Genomic DNA, 18523 nt, shown 5'->3' on the forward strand with positions numbered 1-18523 from the left:
TCGCCATAGCTTCGTAGGTCGACAAAGAATTAAGAGCCTCGCCATCGTGCGGGGCTTTTTCGTTTCAGGGTCAGAAGCACAGCGGTTGTGCGTTCGGCTGTTAACCGAATGGTCGAAGGTTCGAATCCTTCCTGTCCCGCCAAATTCGCCGGTCTAGTTCAGTGGCAGAACGGCAGCCTTGTAAGCTGCGCGTCAGAGGTTCGATTCCTTTGCCCGGCACCAGAACCCACTACCTGGGACCCTTCGGCCAGAGAGCTGACATTGCCTTACCCTCACATTGCCAGCCTGTCGCTGGCTTTTTTATTTTCAGGCTCCGGGAACCATCATCGACACGCCTACTTGTTAAATCGTCCCGAGGGCCTGACCTAATCAACCAGCACCAAGCAGGTGCGAACATGAAGAAAACCACTATGCAAGACAGACCAGATACCTGGGCGGTGATGCTTGCGTGGCTTGTAAACCACAAAAACGAAGCTGGCTATTCGGTACTGGCTTTTGTCATGTCGATACTCGCTACCTCGCGCGGCGCGAAATCAAAGTGGAAAGACCGGATCGCCGGCGCAACGATGTGCGGGATCCTTTGCTTTTTCGCTCAGCCGACACTTACGGCTATATGGGCAATCTTCAACTGGAATTTCCCCCCTGAGCTTTGCTGGCCGATCTCGGCTGGCGTCGGGTATGTGGGGGTGGATTCTCTTTTCGCCTATGCGCGCCGTCGCCTTGGCCTGAATGAACCGGGAGACAAAGCAAATGCTGACCCTCAGTAAATTCCAGCAAGCAACGGGCACCAGTGCGGCACTGGCCGGTAAGTGGTTTCCAGTCGTACTGGCGGCAATGCAGAAGTACGACATAATCACGCCGTTAAGGCGGGCTCACTTTCTCGCACAAGTGGGGCATGAATCATCTGGCTTCGTGCATGTGGAAGAAAGCCTTAATTACCGCTACGGCGCATTGCTGGCGATGTTCGGCAATCGTATCAGCCAGGCGGACGCCTTTAAATATGGCCGCGTTGACTCGGGCCAGAATGCTCACCCGGCCGACCAGAAAATGATTGGCAGCATCATCTACGCCAACCTGAACGGGAACGGCGATCGCAACAGTGGTGATGGATATCGTTACCGCGGGCGCGGCCTGATTCAGGTGACGGGGAAAGCGAATTACGCCGCGCTGGTGAAGCAGCTTGGCGTTGATATCGTGAAGAGCCCGGAACTACTTACTCAGCCTCAACATGCTGCTGAATCCGCAGCTGCCTGGTGGAGCAATCACGGACTTAACGCTATCGCTGACTCAGATGATGTTAGCCGCATCACCAGAATCATCAACGGTGGTACAAACGGACTGGAGGACAGGAAAGCCCGCTTGACTAAAGCTAAGGGGGTTTTATGTTCGGGTTAATCAGTTTATTCCGCATTTTCAAAAATAATGCGCACATTCTCATTCCTTGCGCGTTCATCATCCTTGTCGCTATCTGCCTGTGGGGGCTTAACACTCGCAACTACCAGCTGACGGCGACGAACGACAGGCTGACACAACTTAACGACAGCAAGGATGTGCAGATCAACGACCTGAGGGCTAAAAATGACGATCTGGCGGGGAGCGTTAAAGAGCTTGCTGGCGCCGTTAACAGGCAAAACGTGGTCATGTCTGAGGTCGCAGAGCAAAGGGCTGAATCGGCCAAGCAGAACCGTATGCTACAGAGCGAGATTAAGCGCTACCTGGCGGCAGATAAGTGCGCTGCTGCTCCTGTTCCTGATGCCGCTGTTGAGCGGTTGCGCGCAGCAGCAGAAGCCGCCCGTGGAATACCGGGTGATAAAGCAGCCGACCCTGAACCTTCCGGCGGATCTGACGTCGCGCATTGATGTGCCAGATCTGCCCGATAAACCTTCGTATGGTGACAGCGTTTCGATGAACGCAACACTTTACGGGATCGTCGGCCAGTGCAATTACGACCGGGCGGCAATTCGAAAAATTGAGAAAGGGCGAAATGATGAAAACCAACCAGTGCAGTGAAGGTTTCGATAACCCATCCAAGTTCCGTGAGGAATGGGATAAGCACACCCAGGGGAAATAGAGCCTCATCCCTGAGGTTCTGACACGGTCTCTCCTCTGGACTTTAACCGTAGCAAATTCTCACAGCCTCGCATCCGCGGGGCTTTTTTTATGCGCATCTCACGCGCACATCAACGAGAGCCTTTCAGTAAGCGAGCCTGAGAAAAGCCGTTATAGGTGGCGACCTCTCTCGGGCGGCTTTTCTGTGAGACAGGCTCACTTTCTAAAAGGTAAATACGCTATGAATAGTCTCGAAAGCTATTTCTATTATGATGAGTCATCTCCTAGCTATTTGAGAAACAGGGTAACTCGCAACTCCAAATCAAAAGCAGATATGCCTGCGGGTACTAGAAACCATACAGGACACTATCAAGTGATGCTGAATGGCGAAAGATTACAGATTCATCGCATTGTGTATGAACTGTTTTTTGGAGCAATTCCAGATGGCATGCTCATCGACCACATTGATGGAAACCCAAGCAATAATTCTATTGAAAATTTGAGATTAGCGACAAGTCAGCAAAATTCTTTCAATAGGAAATTGCAGAGCAAAAAACAGCCACTGCCGAAGGGAATATCCAGAGGGTATGGCGGAAAATATATTGCTCAGGTGTGTATTGGAAAATCAAAAATCAGGAAGTCATCGACAGATATTGATGCTCTTGCCTCATGGCTGGAAGTTAATCGAAAGAGCCTGCATGGAGATTTCAGCTGTAATGGCTAACCCTTCACTGAGGGGCTTCGATAATGGATATCCCCAGCAGAGGATAATCAACCAAATATCCCCGCAAGCGGATAAAGAGGCTCTCAATGTCCGATATCTACATCATCAAACTGACTACGAACGACGGCGGCGAGTACACAGGCAAGATGTCACGACGTCAGGCTGAGCTGGTGAACGGTTTTGTACCGCTGGCGACGGAAACGGGCCAGTGGCTGTATTTCGCTCCGGCCGATGTAAAGCGCGTGGAGTTTACGCCATTACAGGCAGAGCAGACTGAACAGTTAGACGAGATGGCAGAATAGCCGAAACAGAGGCGACCACGCCAATAGATCAGGCCGCCAATTATAAAAATGTTTATGGATCACTCGCGCTGTATTCTTTCCCATTCAGCCTTGTAATGCTCCTTTTCGTCGATGCATGAAGGGCATAGCAGCCCTCCATAAAACATTTCATTTTCAATAGCACTTTCGAGATCATCACCCTCAAGTATGACTTGACAGCCGTTATGATGTCCTCCCGGGTTGGTTACTCCATCACACTTCTCGGTTAAGAAAGGGTCTAAAACTGCCTGTTGATTTGCGGTTAGGCTGTCGTATCCATTATCAACTGCTCTCTGGGCTAGCCCTGAAACCATCCTATTTTGATTATGAAAACGATCATGTTGAAGCATCGCATCAAGAAGTGATTCTGTAGACATTAAAACTCCTTTTAACTTGGAATAAACATGGCACTCACTGACAAACAAGAAATGTTCTGTCGCGAGTACCTCATCGATTTAAACGCCACGCAAGCGGCTATTCGGGCGGGGTACAGCGCTAAGACAGCTAACCGCACTGCGTCCGAAAACCTGTCAAAACCTGACATCCAATCCAGAATTGCCGAACTTAAAGTGCAACGCAATGATCTGGTTGGCATAAATGCGACATATGTCCTGAATCGTCTGGTTGAGATAGACCAGATGGACGTGCTGGACATCCTAACCTCGACCGGTGAGCTTAAGCCGGTGTCTCAGTGGCCGAAGGTCTGGAGGACGACGCTATCCGGGCTGGATGTCGTTGAGATGTCAGCCGAGGGGAATACAGCCGCGCTGCTCAAGAAGATAAAGTGGCCTGATAAGGTGAAGAACCTCGAGCTGATTGGTAAGCATATCGACGTCCAGGCATTCCGTGAGCAGGTGAAAACAGAGCACGTTGTTGATTCAATATCTGACCTGATGGATTCACTGTCTCAGGGGGCGTAATGAAACCTGAGCACATCAAGCTGCTGTCCGACAAAGACTGGCGGCTGAATAACCTTTACTGGATCACCGACAAAGAGGGAAAGCCTACGCGGTTCAGGATGACGCCTGAGCAGCGGGAATACTTCGAGGGCATCCACACCCGCAACATCATCCTTAAAGCTCGTCAGCTCGGATTCACCACAGAGGTGTGCATCATCCAGCTTGATGCGGCCCTGTTCGAGTCGGCGAAGTGTGCCCTGATTGCCCACACGCTGAATGACGCAAAGCGCCTGTTCCGAGAAAAGGTGAAGTACGCATACGACAAGCTGCCGGCAGAGATAAAGGCGGCCAACCCGGCCAGCAATGATTCGTCTGGTGAGCTCGTATTCAAGAAGGGCGGCTCGCTCTACGTCAGCACGTCATTTCGTGGTGGTACGCTGCGCTACCTGCACGTTTCCGAGTTCGGGAAGATATGCGCCAAGTATCCAGACAAAGCCCGTGAAATCGTCACTGGTGCGTTTGAGGCGGTATCGACTGGATGCTTCGCTACTATCGAGAGCACGGCAGAGGGCCGGGCGGGTTACTTCTTCGATTACTGCCAGACGGCAGAGAAAGCGTTGCTGCAGGGCAAAACGCTATCCGCGCTGGACTGGAAGTTTTTCTTCTTCTCCTGGTGGAAGAATCCGCAGTACGCAATCGACCCGGTGGAATCACTGCCGGTACGCCTGCTTGAGTACTTTGCTGAGATGGAGGCGAAGCACGGCGTGGTCGTCAACGAACGCCAGAAAGCCTGGTATTACGCCAAAGAGAAAACCCTCGGCGATGACATGAAGCGCGAATACCCGACCATTCCGGCCGAGGCGTTCCAGCAGTCTGTCGAGGGCGCGTATTACGCCAAACAGTTCCGCTGGCTCTACACCAATAAGCGAATTGGGCAAATTCCGGACAACTCGCACCTCCCGGTTCATACGTTCTGGGATATCGGCGTGGGCGACTCCACGGCGATCTGGTTCGTTCGCGAGGTAGGCAATGAGTTCCACATCATCGACTACTACGAAAACTCCGGCGAGGGGCTGAGGCACTACATGAAGGTGCTGAAAGACCGCGGCTATGAGTACGGCGAGCACTGGGGCCCGCACGACATTGAGAACCGTGAATTCGGCGCTGATGCCAAATCGCGTAAAGAACTTGCGCAGGAAGGCTATGAAATCGACGGCCAGGTTTACTCGATGACCTTCAATGTTGTCCCCAAAACGGGTGTCGATACCGGCATTGAGTCGGTGCGTGAAATCCTCCCGTCCTGCGTCTTCGATGAGGAGAAATGTGCCGAGGGCATATCTCACCTCGAAGGCTACCGCAAGGAGTGGGACGACAAGCGCGGATGCTGGAAAGACAAACCGCTTCATGACTTCACATCACACGGTGCTGACGGCTTCCGTTACTTTGCAGTAGCGAAGAACAACCACAAGCAGGTCGGCGCAGTATTCTTCTAAGGAGCTCATCAGTGAGTGAACAACAAGGCGAGGTTTCATTCCTCGTTAATGCCCTTGCTGATGCTATCGGGCGGCAGCGCATGCTGTACGCGGGCCAGCCAGGAAACACCAAACGCACGAAGTTGTGGGATGAGTTCGGCTATCCAAACAGTCTCGAGTTCGACCGCTACTATCGGGCCTACGAGCGCAACGCGGTGGCGTTTGCCGCAGTCCATAAGCTTCTTGATTCGTGCTGGGTTGATAATCCGACGATCATCGACGGCGACGACGGTAAGGAGTCAACTGAGACAACGGACTGGGAGAAGTCAGCCACTAAGTTGCTGAAGAAACACTGGCCGAAAATTAAGGATGCGGATCGCCGCAATCTCGTTGGCCGGTACTCGGCATTGCTCATTCAGTTCCGCGACGGAAGGGAATGGAGTGAACCAGTAGACAGGTCGGTGGTTGCACGACTGAAAGATAAGGCCATTGTTAAGCTGATTCCCGCGTGGGAATCGCAGATCAAGCCAGGCAACTTCGATACCGACACGCTTTCAGAAACGTACGGCCAGCCAGTTTCGTTTAACTTCAACGAGCAGCCAGTTGGTGATGATGGCACGTATGGCCCGGTGCGCGGCGTTACCGTACACCCCGAGCGAATCATCATCCTCTGCGAAGGCTCAGAAGACGAAAACATGCTGTCTGGAGTGCCATTCCTGCGCGCTGGGTATAACAAACTGCTCGACCTCGAAAAGGTATCTGGCGGTAGTGCCGAAGGGTTCCTGAAAAATGCCAGTCGCCAGCTCGGGATTGCGTTCGACAAAGAAACCAACATTGCGAACCTGTCAAAGCAAGCCACGGAATCTGGCTACAAAGACCTGGGCGAGGCGCTTAACGACAAAGTCGCCAAGATGAACCGTGGCACGGATGCGGCCCTGGTTATGCAGGCCGGCACGCCGTCTGTTCTCTCCGTTGCGGCGGCAGACCCATCCCCGACTTGGACAGTGGCCGCCAACGAGTTTGCATCTTCGATTCAGTGCCCGTTCACCATACTGTTTGGTCAACAGACGGGGCGACTTGCTTCCGATGAGGATAAAACAGACTGGGCTAAGCGCTGTAACGGCCGCCGCTGGGGATTCCAGTCGACGATTGTAGAGAGCGTGCTTGAGCGCTTCTGGACCGTAGGTGTCATTGACCCGCCATCATCCGGAGAGGTCACGCTGGCATGGTCTGATCTGCTCGCGCCGAGCGAAAAAGAGAAAATTGCCAACATGCAGGCAATGGCTGTCGTGGCGAAAGATACCCAGCAGGCATACGGCACACCGGCGGTGGATGAAAACGAAATCCGCGCAGTCGGCGAGCTGGAGCCTCGCAAGGTCGTTCAGCCACCTAACCCTGATGTAAAGCAAACCGATAAGGATCCGCTGACAGATGATGATGACAGCGCAAACCAGAACCGGGACGCCAATCGTACCGCGCAATAAAGCTGACCCTACGCAGTCCTCACGGCAGGTCAGCAGGATGTTTAACGATATCGAAGATAGGTATCTGAACATCAAGCGCAGGCTTAAGGCTCTGTTTGATCTGCGGCTGACCGGGCAGCAGCGTGAGGCGAACGCACAGCAGTACTGGATGATGTGCAACAACGAGGGCGCAGAGCCTTCGCTGTATGAGGTCAATGCCGGTAAGTTCATATATGACATGACCGCCGCTGAGTTGGCCGACCTGCTGCAGGTAGTTCAGTCGATTCTGGATGACGAGCTTCTCGATGGTGGCAGCCAGAACCTCTGGGCTCTGGACTACGTCATTGCGGAGTATGACCGCGGCACGCTAAACGCTTTCACCAACCTGTCGGTTCAATCGCAGGTGTACGCCAGCCAGACGACGCTACAGCAGCTTTTAAGCAGCCCGGGATACCTGAACCAGATAGCGGCGGCCAGGCTGACAACGTTCAGCGACTGGAAGGTTATCAGCGACGCCGCCCGCGGCGATCTGACCAACATCATCACCGATGCGGTAGCGCGCGGCGTGAATCCTCGCGAGACGGCCAGCGTTATCAGCAAGCGTCTCGATGTTTCGATGTCGAAGGCAAAGACCATCGCTCAGACTGAGCAGGTCGGCGCGCTGCGGCAGGCACAATGGAATGAAACGGACTGGGCCGCTGACCGGCTTGGGCTGAACACCGGCCTGCTGTGGCTGTCAGCGCTCAAACCAACGACGCGAACCTGGCATGCCAGCCGCCACGGCAAGGTCTACACCACCGTAGAGGTGCGGGACTTCTACGCTCAGAACGGCAACCGGTACAACTGCTATTGCAGCCAGATACCTGTGCTGCTCAACGACGACGGCAGCATATTCAACGAAGGGCTGGCGGATAAGCTGAAGAAAGAGCGTCAGCAATGGACAGTCAAGGAGGCCGCGTGATTTATCCATGTGATGCCGCCAATGCAGTGGAGATATTGAACATTCACTACTCATTCGCAGAAACCATATGCCGCCCAAGAAAAAGGCTCAAGGCAATTGCTCAGGGTCTGATAGTCCATGACAGGATGCTAGCCGATTGGGACGTAGACAGGAAAAGCGACGAGTATCGCCGAAGAGTAACACCGAAATCACACCAATGAGGACCCAGCATGAAACGCAACCGCGTGAACGTGCTGACCGTCGTCAACTCCGCTTCAAACATCACCACTGAAACCATCGACGGCAAGCCACATATCGTGGTTCGCGGCATCACGCCTGTCGTGGACGATATCGTGATGAACCGGAAGTTGTACCCGGCAGCAGAAATCGAAAAGGCCTACAACACGCTTGAGCGTAACCCGATGCCGCTGGGCCACCCGAAAGTGGACGGCAAGCATGTGTCGGCGCGCGATGTCCGGGCGGTGAACGAGTATCACGTCGGGGCCTGGCTGCAGAACGTCAGTCACAATGACGGCAAAGTGAAGGGCGACATGTACGTTAACCGGCAGTACGCCGAATCCAGCGAGAAGGGCAAGCGCCTGATTAACCGTCTGGATGAGATGCTGGCCGGTACCAACTCCGCCCCGATCCACATCTCCACCGGCCTGCTGTATTCCGGCATCGCTGCCAATGGTGAGTCGAAGGGCAAGAAGTACAACGAGATCGCCACAAATATGATGTTTGACCATGTGGCGGTGCTGCTTGATGAGCCTGGTGCCGGTACTCCGGAGGAGGGCGTGGGGATTTTCGTTAACTCGGAAGGTGATGAGCAACAGATTGAAGTTGCCCGCTTGGCTGATGGCATCGACTGCACCCGCGACGGCCTGCTCAACAAGACCAAATTCTTCTTCACCAACGCCTCCAATTTCTCTTTCGACGACATCTCCCGAGCTATCAGCGACAAGCTGCGCGAGGGTGATGCCGAAGATAAGTGGCTTTGGCCTGAAACGGTGTGGCCGGACAACTTTATCTACCGCAATGACACCAAATACCTGAAGCAGAAGTACCTCATCGATGATGACGGCAAGGCCGTGTTCGTCGGCGAACCTGTAGAAGTCGTGCGCAAACCCACTGAGTACGAGATTAAAACCAACGGAGAGAACGATCCGATGAAAGAACTGATTATCAATGCGCTGCAAGCCGCTGGTAAGCCGACTGAAGGCAAGTCCGACGCCGAGCTGATGGACGCATACAACCAGATGAAGGCCGAAGAAGCCACCGCCAAGAAAAAAGGCGATGAAGAAATCGACCCGGAAACCGGCAAGCCCAAGAAAAAAGAGCAGGCCACCAATAACGAAGAGATGCCAGCGTGGGCGAAAACACTCGCCGATCGCGTGGACGTCGTTTTCAACAGCCTGAACGCGAACGCCGACAAAGAGAAAGGCGAAAAGCGCTCAGCTGTGAAGTTGGCGATGAACATGAGCGATGAAGAAGTCGCAGATCTGGACGGTAAGGCGCTCGACGCTATGTACGCCAAGTGCCAGACCTCTTTCGGCCTGAACGGCGCATTCCGCAACCAGGCTACCAACACCCAATCAGTCAGCGAAATGCCGGAGTAAAAAATGGCTAAAGACGGAAAACACGTAATTCACGCCGGTGGCGTATTCCCTAATCCGCTGCTCAACCGTGAAGGTGCGGCGGCCGTAGCAACCAAGCCCGGCATCATTGGTTTCTTCTCTGCCGGGAAGTTCACTGCGTCTGTTGCCGGTGATGAAGAGGCGATTCTTTATGTCGCTGATTTCGATTACCTGCGCTGTCAGACGGTTGAAGACTCGATTCCGGCGAACGAGCTGGTCGTTGGCATTCATCCAATGCAGGGCATGTTCCTTAACGTTCGAGCTGCTGCCGGTACGTACAAAAAAGGCCAGCCGTTATCTATCGTCAACGGCCAGGTTAAAGCTCACGCCAGCGGCGAATCCATCCGCGCATTTGTCGAAGAAGACGTGGCGTATACCGTAGCTGCAGGCGATCTGCTGCGCGTCGTTATCAAGTAAGGAGCACCTGAATGCTTGTATTTTCTCGCTCTATCGGTGAACGCACCGGTAACCTCGAAGTCAACCAGGCACAGTTCCGTGAACTGGAGATGGCGCGCAACATGAGTGCGCAGTCTGTCGCTGACTTCATTGCCCGAGCTCGTTTTGGTGAGAATGGTCGCCTGGATGCAGTCAACGCCGTCGACGACATCCGCCGCATGTACCGCGCTTATGATCAGACTGTATTGGCGCAGTTTGAACCGAACACCGAGTTCACCCTGTTCAACGACCTGATGCCGCTGTCCCGCTCTGTTCGCCTGGAAGAGTCCGTGTATGAATATGCGCGCACCGGCGGCCGTGGCTGGGCGCACACTTCCATGTCAGGCCAGATCGGTGCGGCGCTGGATGCTCGCGCGTACAGCTTCGACGGTACGATGGTGCCGGTGCACGACAGCGGCTTCAAATTCCACTGGCGTGACCCGATCTTCAATAAAGGGTCTGCTCTGGCATCACTCGCCGATGCGCAGCGCGGCTCTGTTGATGATGTGCGCCGTAAAATCGTGGACTACATGTTCAACGGTTTCCGCGACTCGGAAGGCAACTTCGTTACCTTCGACGGCAAGACCTGGAAGGGCTTGAAGGCCGATGAGCGTGTCGGCCAGGTTGATTTGGGCGCATCTGGTCTGAATATCGACTTCTCCAGCCGTACCACAACCGCAGAACAGAACCGAAACGGTGCGATCGCCCTGCGTGACACCATGAAGATCACCAATAACCAGTACGCACCGCAGACCTGGTATGTTTCCAGCGAGATCATGTCCAACTGGGAGCGCTATTACAGCGACAATTACCAGTCTGGCACCATCCTGCAGGAAATCCTGAAACTGTCTGGCATTGCTGCGGTGAAAGAAGATGCAGAACTCACCGGAAACCAGATTCTGGTCGTACCGCTGACTGCAGGCGTTATTGCCCCGATCACCGGCCAGGCCGTAGGTACTGTTGCTGACCCTCGTCAGTTTTACAACAGTGACTACATCTGGCGCACCTGGGGCGCAATGGGCCTGATGGTCAAGCAGGATATCAACCTCAAACATGGTGTGCTCTTCGCGAGCAGCTAAGGAGAAAATTGAATGGCACTGGTAGAAATCACAGCAGGTAACGTCTTCGCTGGTGCCAACCTCCGCAAACTGGAGGTTGGTGCAGTAGTTGAAGTCGACGATGCAACGGCTGCTCGCTGGAAATCGTCTGGCAAAGCAAAGGACACTGACAAGAAGAAGGGCGAAAAGTTGGTGTTTGAGGTGGCAACGCCGTCGGCACCTTCAGGTGAATTGTCTGAACTGCAAAAGCAACTCGCCGACGCGCTGGAGCAGAACCAAAAGTTGGTCGCAGATGGTGAGGCAAAAGACAAGGCTCACGCCGACGCGCTGGCAGCAGAAACAAAACGCGCTGACGAAGCCGAAGCGGCATTGGCAGAAGCAACCAAGAAGGCGAAATAACCATGGCTGACCCAATCACAGCGGCAGACGTGCAGGCGTACCTCGGTGAATTGGGTTACACCATTCCCATGGCGTTGCTGGATCCAATTCTCTGCGCGGTCAACAAAATTATCCCGTGCCTCGATGGTGCTGGCTATGACGAGTGCACCGCGAAGCTTATCCTGATGTACGCCGCCGCGCTTATGGCTACGTCGTCCGGCGCGCGCCGCCTCAAATCCCAGGGGGCGTCGTCCGGAGCGTCCCGCTCTTTTGAATATGGCGACGACAGCATTACCTGGCTGCGCGACTCACTGGCAAGGCTCGATACCAGCGGTTGCACCGGTGGGTTGCCGATCAGCGCCGGTAACAGCGTAGGCCTGTTCATGGTGGTCGGGGGCTGCTGATGAAATACAAACCAGTGACTGAAGGTAAGCCGAAGCCGCTCACCCGCGTCTGGGTCGAAACTGACACCGGGCGGGAGACTACCGGCTACGTGAAATCAGACGGTGAGTGGCATATCAACTGTGAGCGCATCCGGGCGACTGGCGCGAAGGTGCTGAGGTGGAAAGAATGAAGCGAGGCGGGTTACTGAAAAACAGCAGGCTTTACCGTGTTGGCGAGGTAGTCATGGGCTCGATCATCCCACCAAATGCCCTAAAGCGAAGTGAACAACTGAAAGGCCAGTGTGGAAACGTGACGGTTGTCCTGAGTTGTAAGGAGGGCTGATGTCATCGGTAGCGAACTGGTCATACACAGCAACGGCGACCATCTGGCGTAAACAGAACGGCGGAACCGATGAATACGGCGATCCAATTAATGGGTACGCCGCACCAGAAGTAATCATGTGCGATTACGAAGGCGGCCTGTCAAAGCGCATCGGCAGCCTGGGCGCTGAAATCGTCGTGAAGAATACCGTCTGGACGGAGTTCGCGCTGGCGGATGCAGGTGATTACCTGCTGATTGGCGTATCGACCGAAGCGGACCCGGTTGTCGCCGGTGCCGACGAGGTGCGGCAGGTTATCCGTTATGCCGACACGTTCGAACGCCTGGCGGATGATTACGCCATCCTGACGGGAGTGTAGCAATGGGCATCAAAGTGCGCGGCGTTAAGCAGTCGAAAGCCGGGCTAAATCGCATCATTAATGACGTGAAAGGGCGCAGGGTTGTCCGGGCGCTGCAGTCAGCAATGATAATCGGCAGTTCACAGGCTGCGCTTTATACGCCGATCGACACCTCAACGCTGCTTAATAGCCAGTATCGGGAGTTGATTAACAACGGCGTTCGGCTGACAGGTCGGGTGGGGTACACCGCGAACTACGCTGTTTTCGTTCACGATCCGAACGTGCCACAAACCTTCCGCCGCGCGACCGCGCAGAAAGAGTTCCTCACTAAAGGCTTTGAAGATACTCGCAGCCAGATTGATGCCGTAATGCGCAAGGAGCTTTCAGTATGACACCAGCCATGTACGAGCGCGTGCGTAACTATTTCGTTGATGCTGGCCTTACTACTGGCTTCATCGTTCAGTTACTGGCATGGGACGATACAAAGAAGTTAGCCGACGCATTCATCGTGTTCAGGCCTAACGGCGGTACCGACATCCGAAATGACCTCGGATCTGATCACTACGTGCTGGTGGATGTCATCTCCGCCAAGGACAAGCGCCGGGCTGCCGCAGATAAAGCCCAGGAAATCATAAATTATGTCGAACAGAACGACATTACGGATGAGTGTCTTGGCCTGATTCAAAATCTCGGCAACATGCCAGCGCCTATCCTGACTGAGGAGGGCCGTCTGGTCTTCCGGCTTCAGTTCATGTGTGTCTACGGCGAATAAACCCATCACCAACCCATCAGGCTGCCATCCGGCGGCCTTTTTTATTTGAGAGGTACACATGCAAGGCTGTGCTAATGATTTTGGCAAGCTGATCGGGAAAGTAGCTGTGCTACGCATGGCCTATGGCTGCCCCGACGCAGTGCCAGCGCTTTCCGAGTGGAAGCGTCTCGGCGCTATGACGACCAAGGGTCTCGATTATTCGATGAACACTATTAACTCCGAGGCTGATGACTCCAAGGGGCTGGTTGAGAACCTGGTCAATAACATGGACATTACAATTTCTGGTGAGGGCGAGGCTCGCAAGAGGGACAAAAGCACAGAAATTGGCGCCTGGAGAATGGGCAAATACATCTTCGATGAAGTGCAAGCCGGTCGACAGCCGACGCTCTGGGTTAGATTTGATTTTGCTGGCGAAGATGCTGGCACTTACATTATGGGTTACTTCAACACAACCTCTTGGTCTGGTGACTTTGGCACAAACGACATTGCCACCTTCTCCGGCGAGTGGAAGGTCTACGACGCTGACACCGTTGTGTTTGAAGTCGCTGATTCCATCGCGGCCACTGGTGTTGAAGTTACGCCTGCAACTGCATCTTTGGTCGTTGGTGCAACCCAGCAGCTGAGCGGTGCAGTTCAGCCAACCGATGCGACTAACAAAGCGATCACCTGGACGACCTCGGCTCCATCTATCGCAACCGTCAGCTCAACCGGCCTGGTAACGGCCGTCGCCGCCGGCACCGCGACAATTACGGCTACAACCGCAGATGGTGACTTCACCGATACCTGTGCTGTTACCGTGACTGCTGCACCGTAATCACTACAAAGGGCGGCGTGCTGCCCTTGATACTGGTTATGGAGAACGATATGACACCTTTGAAAGAGATTGGCGAGTGCTTGATAGGCGCTGGAGAGCGGGAATATTTCTTCCGTCCGTCTTTCCGTAGCATGACGCGCATTGGCGAGCCAGACCATATCGTCAGGACGTTCTATGCGCTGTTTAATGACGACGTGGCGAGGATGCTTGAAGCGGCGCGAGAAATTCACAGCGCTATACCAGAGCATCAGCGCAAGTTTTACGCCCACTATTTCGGTGACGTCTCGGTTCCACGTTGGGCGCTTGATGCTGCAGGCTCTGCCGCTTTTGTACGTGAGGCTCTTCTCTCGGCCATCAATGTAATTCAGTCCTGCTGCGATGAAGATGTTTCCGAGTTAACAGGCTGGAGTGAACTCTCTCGCACAGGCCGTCGTACATTCGTATGGCGCCGCGGCGCGCTCCCGCCTGAAAACCTGATCCTCATAGCCCAGTCTCTCATCATGCATGGCATTATCGGCCGGGCCAGGGTTCGAAAACTCCAGAAGCATGAAGGAAAGGAAACGACTCCAGAATTCAATGCGACTGAATACATTATGGCAGCCCGCAATCACTTCGGTATCAGCAGGGAAGAGGCGATGGAGCTCACCATGACCGAATTTGCAATGATGCTTAATGCCAAATACCCGGACCAGAAAGGCTTCACCAGGGAAGAGTACGACGCTGTTATGGACGATGACGATCGCCGTTGGCAGGAAATGATTGAGCGGGAAAGTAACCGTTTAAAAAACTAAACTGCGAATTGTAGGAGTTAATAAATTTTGTTGGAAAGATTAGAATAATCCGGACTTTCTCCTCAGGGTTATAAAATGTTGACTCCCAAGCAAAAGGCTATTATCTGGGCTCTTGGTATAATCTTTGGCGTACCTACGAGCATTTATGGTGTCCAATGGACTTTAACTAAATTTGCGAAACAGCAAGTAAATTGCCTTTCAGATGCATCGCAAGCTGCCATCGAATTAACTGAAAAACCAATAAGCGAACAAGGCGATGGCAGCCAACTTTCTAAAGGCTTTACTACGTGTAGAAAAAAGATAGACCCAAATAAAGGGACTGTGGATTTCTTCAAAGAAGAGATTGATAGGCACAAGTCAAAAACCTAACCCGCTCCGGCGGGTTTTTTACGCCCGGAGAAAAGTGATGTCAGAAAAAGCAGGCGAGATCTATTACGACATCGAGGCCGATGTTTCTGGCTTGCTGAAGGCGCAGGGAAAGGCCAATAAGTCACTCGACTCAATCGGCAACTCTGCCACTAACGCAGCCAAAAAGATGGATGAGCTGCAGACCAATATCAACCGCGTGGCCGGCGCTATTGCGGCTTCACTCGTTGTTGACTGGGGTAAGGCGTTTCTCGTTGCTGCTGACAACATGAGCCAGCTCAACGCACGCATTGAGCGTCTGACAGGCAACGCTGCAGCGGCATCGCAGACAATGCAGGCCTTGATGCGCATAAGCTCTGCAACCGGCGGGTCGCTGCAGGACACCGCAAAACTGTGGGAAACGCTCAGCACTGCACTTCGCGATACCGGCGCAACAAACGGCCAGATCATTCAGCTCACCGAAACACTTCAGAAAATCGGGCGTATTGGTGGATCCTCATCCGAGGAAATGGCGAATGCGCTCCGTCAGTTCGGCCAGTCAATTTCCTCAGGCACTGTCCGGGCGGAGGAGTTCAACTCCATCCTCGAGCAGATGCCTGAACTGGCGCGGCAGATCGCCGCCGGGATGGGTGTAAGCATCGGTGAGCTGCGACAGCTGATGCTCGACGGGAAATTGACGGCGGAAGATGCCCTCAACGCCATTCAGAAACAGACCGGATCAGTAAACGCTGAGTTTGAGAAACTCCCTCGTACGCTTTCCCAGGCCAATACAGCGCTTACAAACTCATTTCTGTCGATGATTGACTCTGTTAACCAGGCAACAGGTGCAAGCACAGGCCTGGTTGCGGTTATCGACTCTATGACCGCTGCACTGGACAGGCTGGTGGGAAAAGCGGCATCGGCAGACGCTCAGATCTCTGATTTGAACAGCACAGCCGAAATGTTCACGCGTCGGGCGCGCACCTGGTCCTGGCTTGGACTTGATGGCTGGGAAGCGCAAAACAAAGCCCTGGCCGGGCTGAGCAATAAAGCCGCCATGCTGGTTGGCGATCTGGCTGCTGTTTCCAAAGCATCACAGACCGCGGCTAACACAAAGCCGATCGAGATTAAAACGTCCGGTTCAGCTACTGGCAGCAAAGCGAAAGGCGGAAAGTCTGCAGCTCAGAAAGAAGCTGAGCAGTACGCTAAAGCGCAGGAGACGGTTAACCAAAAACTGGACGAACTGAGGCAGAAGGCCGAGTTGTCAGCTGGCAGTGTTGGTGAGTTATCGCGAGCTCAGGCCGTGCTTAATGCACAGCAGTCTCTCGGTAATGATGCGACACAGGAACAGGTCATTCTGGCCGGGCAATACGCGGCTAAAGCCTGGGATAACGCCAACGCATTGCGCGCCCAGACCAAGGCAGAAAAGGAGCGTACTGACGCTGCCAATAAGTTCAGCACCATCCAGGGTAAAACCAGCAAAACTGCCGGACTGGATAGTCAGTATCAGAAAGACATCGCGGATATCCAACAATACGCCCAACTTTACCCGCAGAAGATCGGAGAGGCTGAGGCGGCACGCGCTGCTATCGAACAGCAATATCGTGATCAGCGTAACGCGGCGATGTGGGAAGAATGGGCTCAGCAGAACGCGGCCACACAGGCAGCGGCTGCGGCTTTCGATTCACTCGGTTCGGTTGCCAGTAACGCGCTCACAGGAATCATCACAGGCAGCATGTCTGCCAGCGATGCAATGCGAAGTATTGGTATGACGGTCCTGAACAGCGTGGTTAATTCGTTCGTCCAGATGGGCATCGAGTGGGTTAAGTCCGCAATTATGGGACAAGCGGCCCAAACGGCTGCTATCGGCACGGTGACTGCAGTGCAGACGGCAGCAGTGGCAACACAGACTGCTACCAGCACAGCGGCGGCGGCAACGACTGCGGCGGCATGGACCCCGGCGGCGATCCTTTCCTCAATAGCCTCAATGGGTACGGCTGCAGCGATCGGTCTCGGCGCGGTGGCCGGCGTTATTGGCGCGAACCTTCTCGGTAAACGTAAGAACGGCGGTCCGGTAACGGCGGGCGGAATGTACCAGGTCGGCGAAGGTGGCATGCCGGAGATTTATCAGGCCAGCACCGGTAAGCAGTACATGATACCGGGCGACAACGGCAAGGTGATTAGCAACAAGGACATGACTGCAGGAGGTAGCGGCGGAGTGGTAATCAACATCCAGAACTACACGTCATCCTCTGTCGATGCTCAGGCCGGTACAGATTCAAACGGCGGGCTTACCGTTGATGTCGTCGTGGCAGACCTGAACAACGGCGGCCCAATCAGTAACGCCATTACCAGCAACATGAACGTAAAACGCACGCCTAGGGGGCAGGGCTGATGCCAATTATCGACTATCCCGACTGGCTCCCGCTGGCGCAGAAGGCCAGCAAAAACATGACGCTCGATACCGGGTTCCAGACAGATCAGCCAGCGGTCGGTCCGGCCATCTTCGAGAATCAAACCGACGACCTGAAAGTGACCTGGTCGCTGACGTGGATATTCACCTTGGCGCAGGAGCGCGCTTTCCAACAGTGGCTGCGCAGCCCGAACTATCTCAACCGGGGCCTGAACTGGTTCCGGATGAATATCAACCTGGGCGGCAGCGGTCTGCAGCTGCAAGAGCTTCATTTCACGCAGATGCCGGTGCAAACCAGTATCGACGGCGGGGTGGTGACCTGGACGGGGACCGTTATTGCGAACCACCTCTACAACGCCGACGACGAATTCGACGACATCATTGTTGAACTGCCGCCGCCGTGGGATTCATGGCTGGATATCGTTGTCACTGGCTATCCGGACGGACGCGATCCGGAATCACTACCGAGGGTGCCGTAATGCCGAGCCTAAGGGAGTACAAGCAACAGCGCCCTATTCGCGGCAGTTACGACACAATTACCTTTTACCATCCTTCCTTCGGTTATGTGCGGCTTGTAGACAAACAGTTCTTCGAGAAAACGCTTGCAGGTCAGGTATACAGGCCAGCGCGCTTTGAAATCGAAGAGAGCCAGCAGAGCGGCACGCCGGTGATCGACGCCACTGTTAAGTTGGGGCGGCTTTCATCAGATATCAAAACGCTGATGAAAAAATGGAAGGGAGTGTCAAGGTTGTCACCAATCACGGCTACCAGGCAGATTTTCGATAGCGGAGATACATCTGCGCCTATGAAAAACTGGACGCTTTTTGTGAAGACTGTTGACGTTGATTCAGATTCCGCATCTGTAACTCTTTCCATTACCAACCCATTAAATAACAACATCGGTCGCCTTTATGATCCAGTCGAATACACAGGACTTCAGTACCTATGATTT

The 18523-nt window shown here is 54.0% G+C and carries 26 protein-coding genes and 2 tRNA genes; 27 read left to right on the forward strand and 1 reads right to left on the reverse strand.

What is annotated here, in order from left to right:
• Positions 1-67 precede the first annotated feature (67 nt).
• The 8 genes from E0L20_RS00390 to E0L20_RS00420 all read left to right on the forward strand — a co-directional run bounded on the left by E0L20_RS00390 (position 68) and on the right by E0L20_RS00420 (position 3075).
• Positions 68-142, forward strand: a tRNA-Asn gene (locus E0L20_RS00390).
• Positions 143-147: 5 nt separating this feature from the next.
• Positions 148-222: transfer RNA gene (locus E0L20_RS00395), tRNA-Thr, on the forward strand.
• A gap of 173 nt (positions 223-395) precedes the next feature.
• Positions 396-767, forward strand: coding sequence for a phage holin family protein (locus E0L20_RS00400; protein WP_048961198.1), 372 nt, complete (start codon positions 396-398; stop codon positions 765-767).
• Positions 751-1395, forward strand: a complete 645-nt coding sequence (locus E0L20_RS00405; protein WP_131632166.1) for a glycoside hydrolase family 19 protein — start codon at positions 751-753, stop codon at positions 1393-1395. The genes E0L20_RS00400 and E0L20_RS00405 overlap by 17 nt, the downstream gene beginning before the upstream one ends.
• Positions 1383-1859: an Rz lytic protein gene (locus tag E0L20_RS00410; RefSeq protein ID WP_131632167.1), complete on the forward strand. Its 477-nt coding sequence runs from the start codon at positions 1383-1385 to the stop codon at positions 1857-1859. Before E0L20_RS00405 ends, E0L20_RS00410 begins: the two co-directional genes overlap by 13 nt.
• Positions 1753-2010: an Rz1-like lysis system protein LysC gene (lysC, locus tag E0L20_RS24235; protein WP_427854493.1), complete on the forward strand. Its 258-nt coding sequence runs from the start codon at positions 1753-1755 to the stop codon at positions 2008-2010. The genes E0L20_RS00410 and lysC overlap by 107 nt, the downstream gene beginning before the upstream one ends.
• Positions 2011-2290: 280 nt before the next feature.
• The gene (locus E0L20_RS00415) at positions 2291-2773 is read left to right on the forward strand and encodes an HNH endonuclease (RefSeq protein WP_131632793.1); all 483 of its coding nucleotides are present in this window, start codon (positions 2291-2293) and stop codon (positions 2771-2773) included.
• A gap of 86 nt (positions 2774-2859) precedes the next feature.
• Positions 2860-3075, forward strand: a complete 216-nt coding sequence (locus tag E0L20_RS00420) for a hypothetical protein (RefSeq protein ID WP_131632168.1) — start codon at positions 2860-2862, stop codon at positions 3073-3075.
• Positions 3076-3134: 59 nt separating this feature from the next.
• Here the strand turns inward: E0L20_RS00420 and E0L20_RS00425 are convergent, their stop codons facing one another.
• Complete coding sequence (locus tag E0L20_RS00425; protein WP_131632169.1) at positions 3135-3470, reverse strand: hypothetical protein; 336 nt, start codon at positions 3468-3470, stop codon at positions 3135-3137.
• 27 nt (positions 3471-3497) lie between these two features.
• On the opposite strand from E0L20_RS00425, the gene E0L20_RS00430 reads away from it, so the two are divergent.
• From E0L20_RS00430 to E0L20_RS00520, 19 genes are all read left to right on the forward strand, one after another.
• Positions 3498-4013, forward strand: a complete 516-nt coding sequence (locus tag E0L20_RS00430) for a terminase small subunit (RefSeq protein ID WP_131632170.1) — start codon at positions 3498-3500, stop codon at positions 4011-4013.
• Positions 4013-5485 carry a terminase large subunit gene (locus E0L20_RS00435; protein ID WP_131632171.1) on the forward strand — a complete coding sequence of 491 codons (1473 nt, stop codon included), beginning with the start codon at positions 4013-4015 and terminating at the stop codon, positions 5483-5485. Before E0L20_RS00430 ends, E0L20_RS00435 begins: the two co-directional genes overlap by 1 nt.
• An 11-nt stretch (positions 5486-5496) precedes the next feature.
• Complete coding sequence (locus E0L20_RS00440) at positions 5497-6948, forward strand: DUF1073 domain-containing protein (protein WP_131632172.1); 1452 nt, start codon at positions 5497-5499, stop codon at positions 6946-6948.
• The gene (locus tag E0L20_RS00445) at positions 6902-7888 is read left to right on the forward strand and encodes a phage minor head protein (protein ID WP_165500678.1); all 987 of its coding nucleotides are present in this window, start codon (positions 6902-6904) and stop codon (positions 7886-7888) included. The genes E0L20_RS00440 and E0L20_RS00445 overlap by 47 nt, the downstream gene beginning before the upstream one ends.
• A 209-nt stretch (positions 7889-8097) precedes the next feature.
• Positions 8098-9486, forward strand: a complete 1389-nt coding sequence (locus E0L20_RS00450; protein WP_131632174.1) for a DUF2213 domain-containing protein — start codon at positions 8098-8100, stop codon at positions 9484-9486.
• Between the two features lie 3 nt (positions 9487-9489).
• A complete protein-coding gene (locus E0L20_RS00455) occupies positions 9490-9921 on the forward strand; it encodes a hypothetical protein (RefSeq protein WP_131632175.1) in 432 nt (143 codons plus the stop codon).
• Positions 9922-9932: 11 nt separating this feature from the next.
• Positions 9933-11018 carry a major capsid protein gene (locus E0L20_RS00460; RefSeq protein WP_131632176.1) on the forward strand — a complete coding sequence of 362 codons (1086 nt, stop codon included), beginning with the start codon at positions 9933-9935 and terminating at the stop codon, positions 11016-11018.
• Positions 11019-11030: 12 nt separating this feature from the next.
• Positions 11031-11396 carry a hypothetical protein gene (locus E0L20_RS00465; protein WP_131632177.1) on the forward strand — a complete coding sequence of 122 codons (366 nt, stop codon included), beginning with the start codon at positions 11031-11033 and terminating at the stop codon, positions 11394-11396.
• A 2-nt stretch (positions 11397-11398) separates the two neighbouring features.
• Complete coding sequence (locus E0L20_RS00470; protein WP_131632178.1) at positions 11399-11779, forward strand: DUF7370 family protein; 381 nt, start codon at positions 11399-11401, stop codon at positions 11777-11779.
• A complete protein-coding gene (locus E0L20_RS00475) occupies positions 11779-11949 on the forward strand; it encodes a 50S ribosomal protein L13 (RefSeq protein WP_131632179.1) in 171 nt (56 codons plus the stop codon). The genes E0L20_RS00470 and E0L20_RS00475 overlap by 1 nt, the downstream gene beginning before the upstream one ends.
• Before the next feature lie 151 nt (positions 11950-12100).
• Entirely contained in the window at positions 12101-12457 is a 357-nt protein-coding gene (locus tag E0L20_RS00480; RefSeq protein WP_131632180.1) for a hypothetical protein, read from the forward strand.
• 2 nt (positions 12458-12459) lie between these two features.
• On the forward strand, positions 12460-12828 hold the full coding sequence (locus E0L20_RS00485) for an HK97 gp10 family phage protein (RefSeq protein WP_131632181.1): 369 nt from the start codon (positions 12460-12462) through the stop codon (positions 12826-12828).
• Entirely contained in the window at positions 12825-13208 is a 384-nt protein-coding gene (locus tag E0L20_RS00490) for a phage tail termination protein (protein WP_131632182.1), read from the forward strand. Before E0L20_RS00485 ends, E0L20_RS00490 begins: the two co-directional genes overlap by 4 nt.
• Before the next feature lie 58 nt (positions 13209-13266).
• Positions 13267-14022, forward strand: coding sequence for an Ig-like domain-containing protein (locus E0L20_RS00495; protein WP_131632183.1), 756 nt, complete (start codon positions 13267-13269; stop codon positions 14020-14022).
• 50 nt (positions 14023-14072) lie between these two features.
• Positions 14073-14813, forward strand: a complete 741-nt coding sequence (locus E0L20_RS00500; RefSeq protein WP_131632184.1) for a DUF6246 family protein — start codon at positions 14073-14075, stop codon at positions 14811-14813.
• A 75-nt stretch (positions 14814-14888) separates the two neighbouring features.
• Positions 14889-15182 carry a hypothetical protein gene (locus E0L20_RS00505; protein ID WP_131632185.1) on the forward strand — a complete coding sequence of 98 codons (294 nt, stop codon included), beginning with the start codon at positions 14889-14891 and terminating at the stop codon, positions 15180-15182.
• 37 nt (positions 15183-15219) lie between these two features.
• Complete coding sequence (locus E0L20_RS00510) at positions 15220-17553, forward strand: tape measure protein (protein ID WP_131632186.1); 2334 nt, start codon at positions 15220-15222, stop codon at positions 17551-17553.
• Positions 17553-18050, forward strand: coding sequence for a hypothetical protein (locus tag E0L20_RS00515; RefSeq protein WP_016245414.1), 498 nt, complete (start codon positions 17553-17555; stop codon positions 18048-18050). The genes E0L20_RS00510 and E0L20_RS00515 overlap by 1 nt, the downstream gene beginning before the upstream one ends.
• Positions 18050-18520 (forward strand): hypothetical protein, encoded by a 471-nt coding sequence (locus E0L20_RS00520; RefSeq protein WP_131632187.1) that lies wholly within the window; start codon positions 18050-18052, stop codon positions 18518-18520. Before E0L20_RS00515 ends, E0L20_RS00520 begins: the two co-directional genes overlap by 1 nt.
• Positions 18521-18523 lie beyond the last annotated feature (3 nt).

Source organism: Enterobacter wuhouensis (assembly GCF_004331265.1).
GTDB classification, from domain to species: Bacteria; Pseudomonadota; Gammaproteobacteria; order Enterobacterales; family Enterobacteriaceae; genus Enterobacter; species Enterobacter wuhouensis.

What these genes read in the sequence shown, in the direction of transcription:
- E0L20_RS00475 (WP_131632179.1), top strand. Translation starts at nt 11,779, where the DNA reads ATGAAATACAAACCAGTGACTGAAGGTAAGCCGAAGCCGCTCACCCGC.
- E0L20_RS00445 (WP_165500678.1), top strand. Translation starts at nt 6,902, where the DNA reads ATGACAGCGCAAACCAGAACCGGGACGCCAATCGTACCGCGCAATAAA.
- E0L20_RS00465 (WP_131632177.1), top strand. Translation starts at nt 11,031, where the DNA reads ATGGCACTGGTAGAAATCACAGCAGGTAACGTCTTCGCTGGTGCCAAC.
- E0L20_RS00500 (WP_131632184.1), top strand. Translation starts at nt 14,073, where the DNA reads ATGACACCTTTGAAAGAGATTGGCGAGTGCTTGATAGGCGCTGGAGAG.
- E0L20_RS00410 (WP_131632167.1), top strand. Translation starts at nt 1,383, where the DNA reads ATGTTCGGGTTAATCAGTTTATTCCGCATTTTCAAAAATAATGCGCAC.
- E0L20_RS00435 (WP_131632171.1), top strand. Translation starts at nt 4,013, where the DNA reads ATGAAACCTGAGCACATCAAGCTGCTGTCCGACAAAGACTGGCGGCTG.
- E0L20_RS00400 (WP_048961198.1), top strand. Translation starts at nt 396, where the DNA reads ATGAAGAAAACCACTATGCAAGACAGACCAGATACCTGGGCGGTGATG.
- E0L20_RS00485 (WP_131632181.1), top strand. Translation starts at nt 12,460, where the DNA reads ATGGGCATCAAAGTGCGCGGCGTTAAGCAGTCGAAAGCCGGGCTAAAT.
- E0L20_RS00480 (WP_131632180.1), top strand. Translation starts at nt 12,101, where the DNA reads ATGTCATCGGTAGCGAACTGGTCATACACAGCAACGGCGACCATCTGG.
- lysC (WP_427854493.1), top strand. Translation starts at nt 1,753, where the DNA reads ATGCCGCTGTTGAGCGGTTGCGCGCAGCAGCAGAAGCCGCCCGTGGAA.
- E0L20_RS00415 (WP_131632793.1), top strand. Translation starts at nt 2,291, where the DNA reads ATGAATAGTCTCGAAAGCTATTTCTATTATGATGAGTCATCTCCTAGC.
- E0L20_RS00420 (WP_131632168.1), top strand. Translation starts at nt 2,860, where the DNA reads ATGTCCGATATCTACATCATCAAACTGACTACGAACGACGGCGGCGAG.
- E0L20_RS00470 (WP_131632178.1), top strand. Translation starts at nt 11,399, where the DNA reads ATGGCTGACCCAATCACAGCGGCAGACGTGCAGGCGTACCTCGGTGAA.
- E0L20_RS00495 (WP_131632183.1), top strand. Translation starts at nt 13,267, where the DNA reads ATGCAAGGCTGTGCTAATGATTTTGGCAAGCTGATCGGGAAAGTAGCT.
- E0L20_RS00455 (WP_131632175.1), top strand. Translation starts at nt 9,490, where the DNA reads ATGGCTAAAGACGGAAAACACGTAATTCACGCCGGTGGCGTATTCCCT.
- E0L20_RS00505 (WP_131632185.1), top strand. Translation starts at nt 14,889, where the DNA reads ATGTTGACTCCCAAGCAAAAGGCTATTATCTGGGCTCTTGGTATAATC.
- E0L20_RS00450 (WP_131632174.1), top strand. Translation starts at nt 8,098, where the DNA reads ATGAAACGCAACCGCGTGAACGTGCTGACCGTCGTCAACTCCGCTTCA.
- E0L20_RS00490 (WP_131632182.1), top strand. Translation starts at nt 12,825, where the DNA reads ATGACACCAGCCATGTACGAGCGCGTGCGTAACTATTTCGTTGATGCT.
- E0L20_RS00515 (WP_016245414.1), top strand. Translation starts at nt 17,553, where the DNA reads ATGCCAATTATCGACTATCCCGACTGGCTCCCGCTGGCGCAGAAGGCC.
- E0L20_RS00430 (WP_131632170.1), top strand. Translation starts at nt 3,498, where the DNA reads ATGGCACTCACTGACAAACAAGAAATGTTCTGTCGCGAGTACCTCATC.
- E0L20_RS00510 (WP_131632186.1), top strand. Translation starts at nt 15,220, where the DNA reads ATGTCAGAAAAAGCAGGCGAGATCTATTACGACATCGAGGCCGATGTT.
- E0L20_RS00425 (WP_131632169.1), bottom strand. Translation starts at nt 3,470, where the DNA reads ATGTCTACAGAATCACTTCTTGATGCGATGCTTCAACATGATCGTTTT.
- E0L20_RS00520 (WP_131632187.1), top strand. Translation starts at nt 18,050, where the DNA reads ATGCCGAGCCTAAGGGAGTACAAGCAACAGCGCCCTATTCGCGGCAGT.
- E0L20_RS00405 (WP_131632166.1), top strand. Translation starts at nt 751, where the DNA reads ATGCTGACCCTCAGTAAATTCCAGCAAGCAACGGGCACCAGTGCGGCA.
- E0L20_RS00460 (WP_131632176.1), top strand. Translation starts at nt 9,933, where the DNA reads ATGCTTGTATTTTCTCGCTCTATCGGTGAACGCACCGGTAACCTCGAA.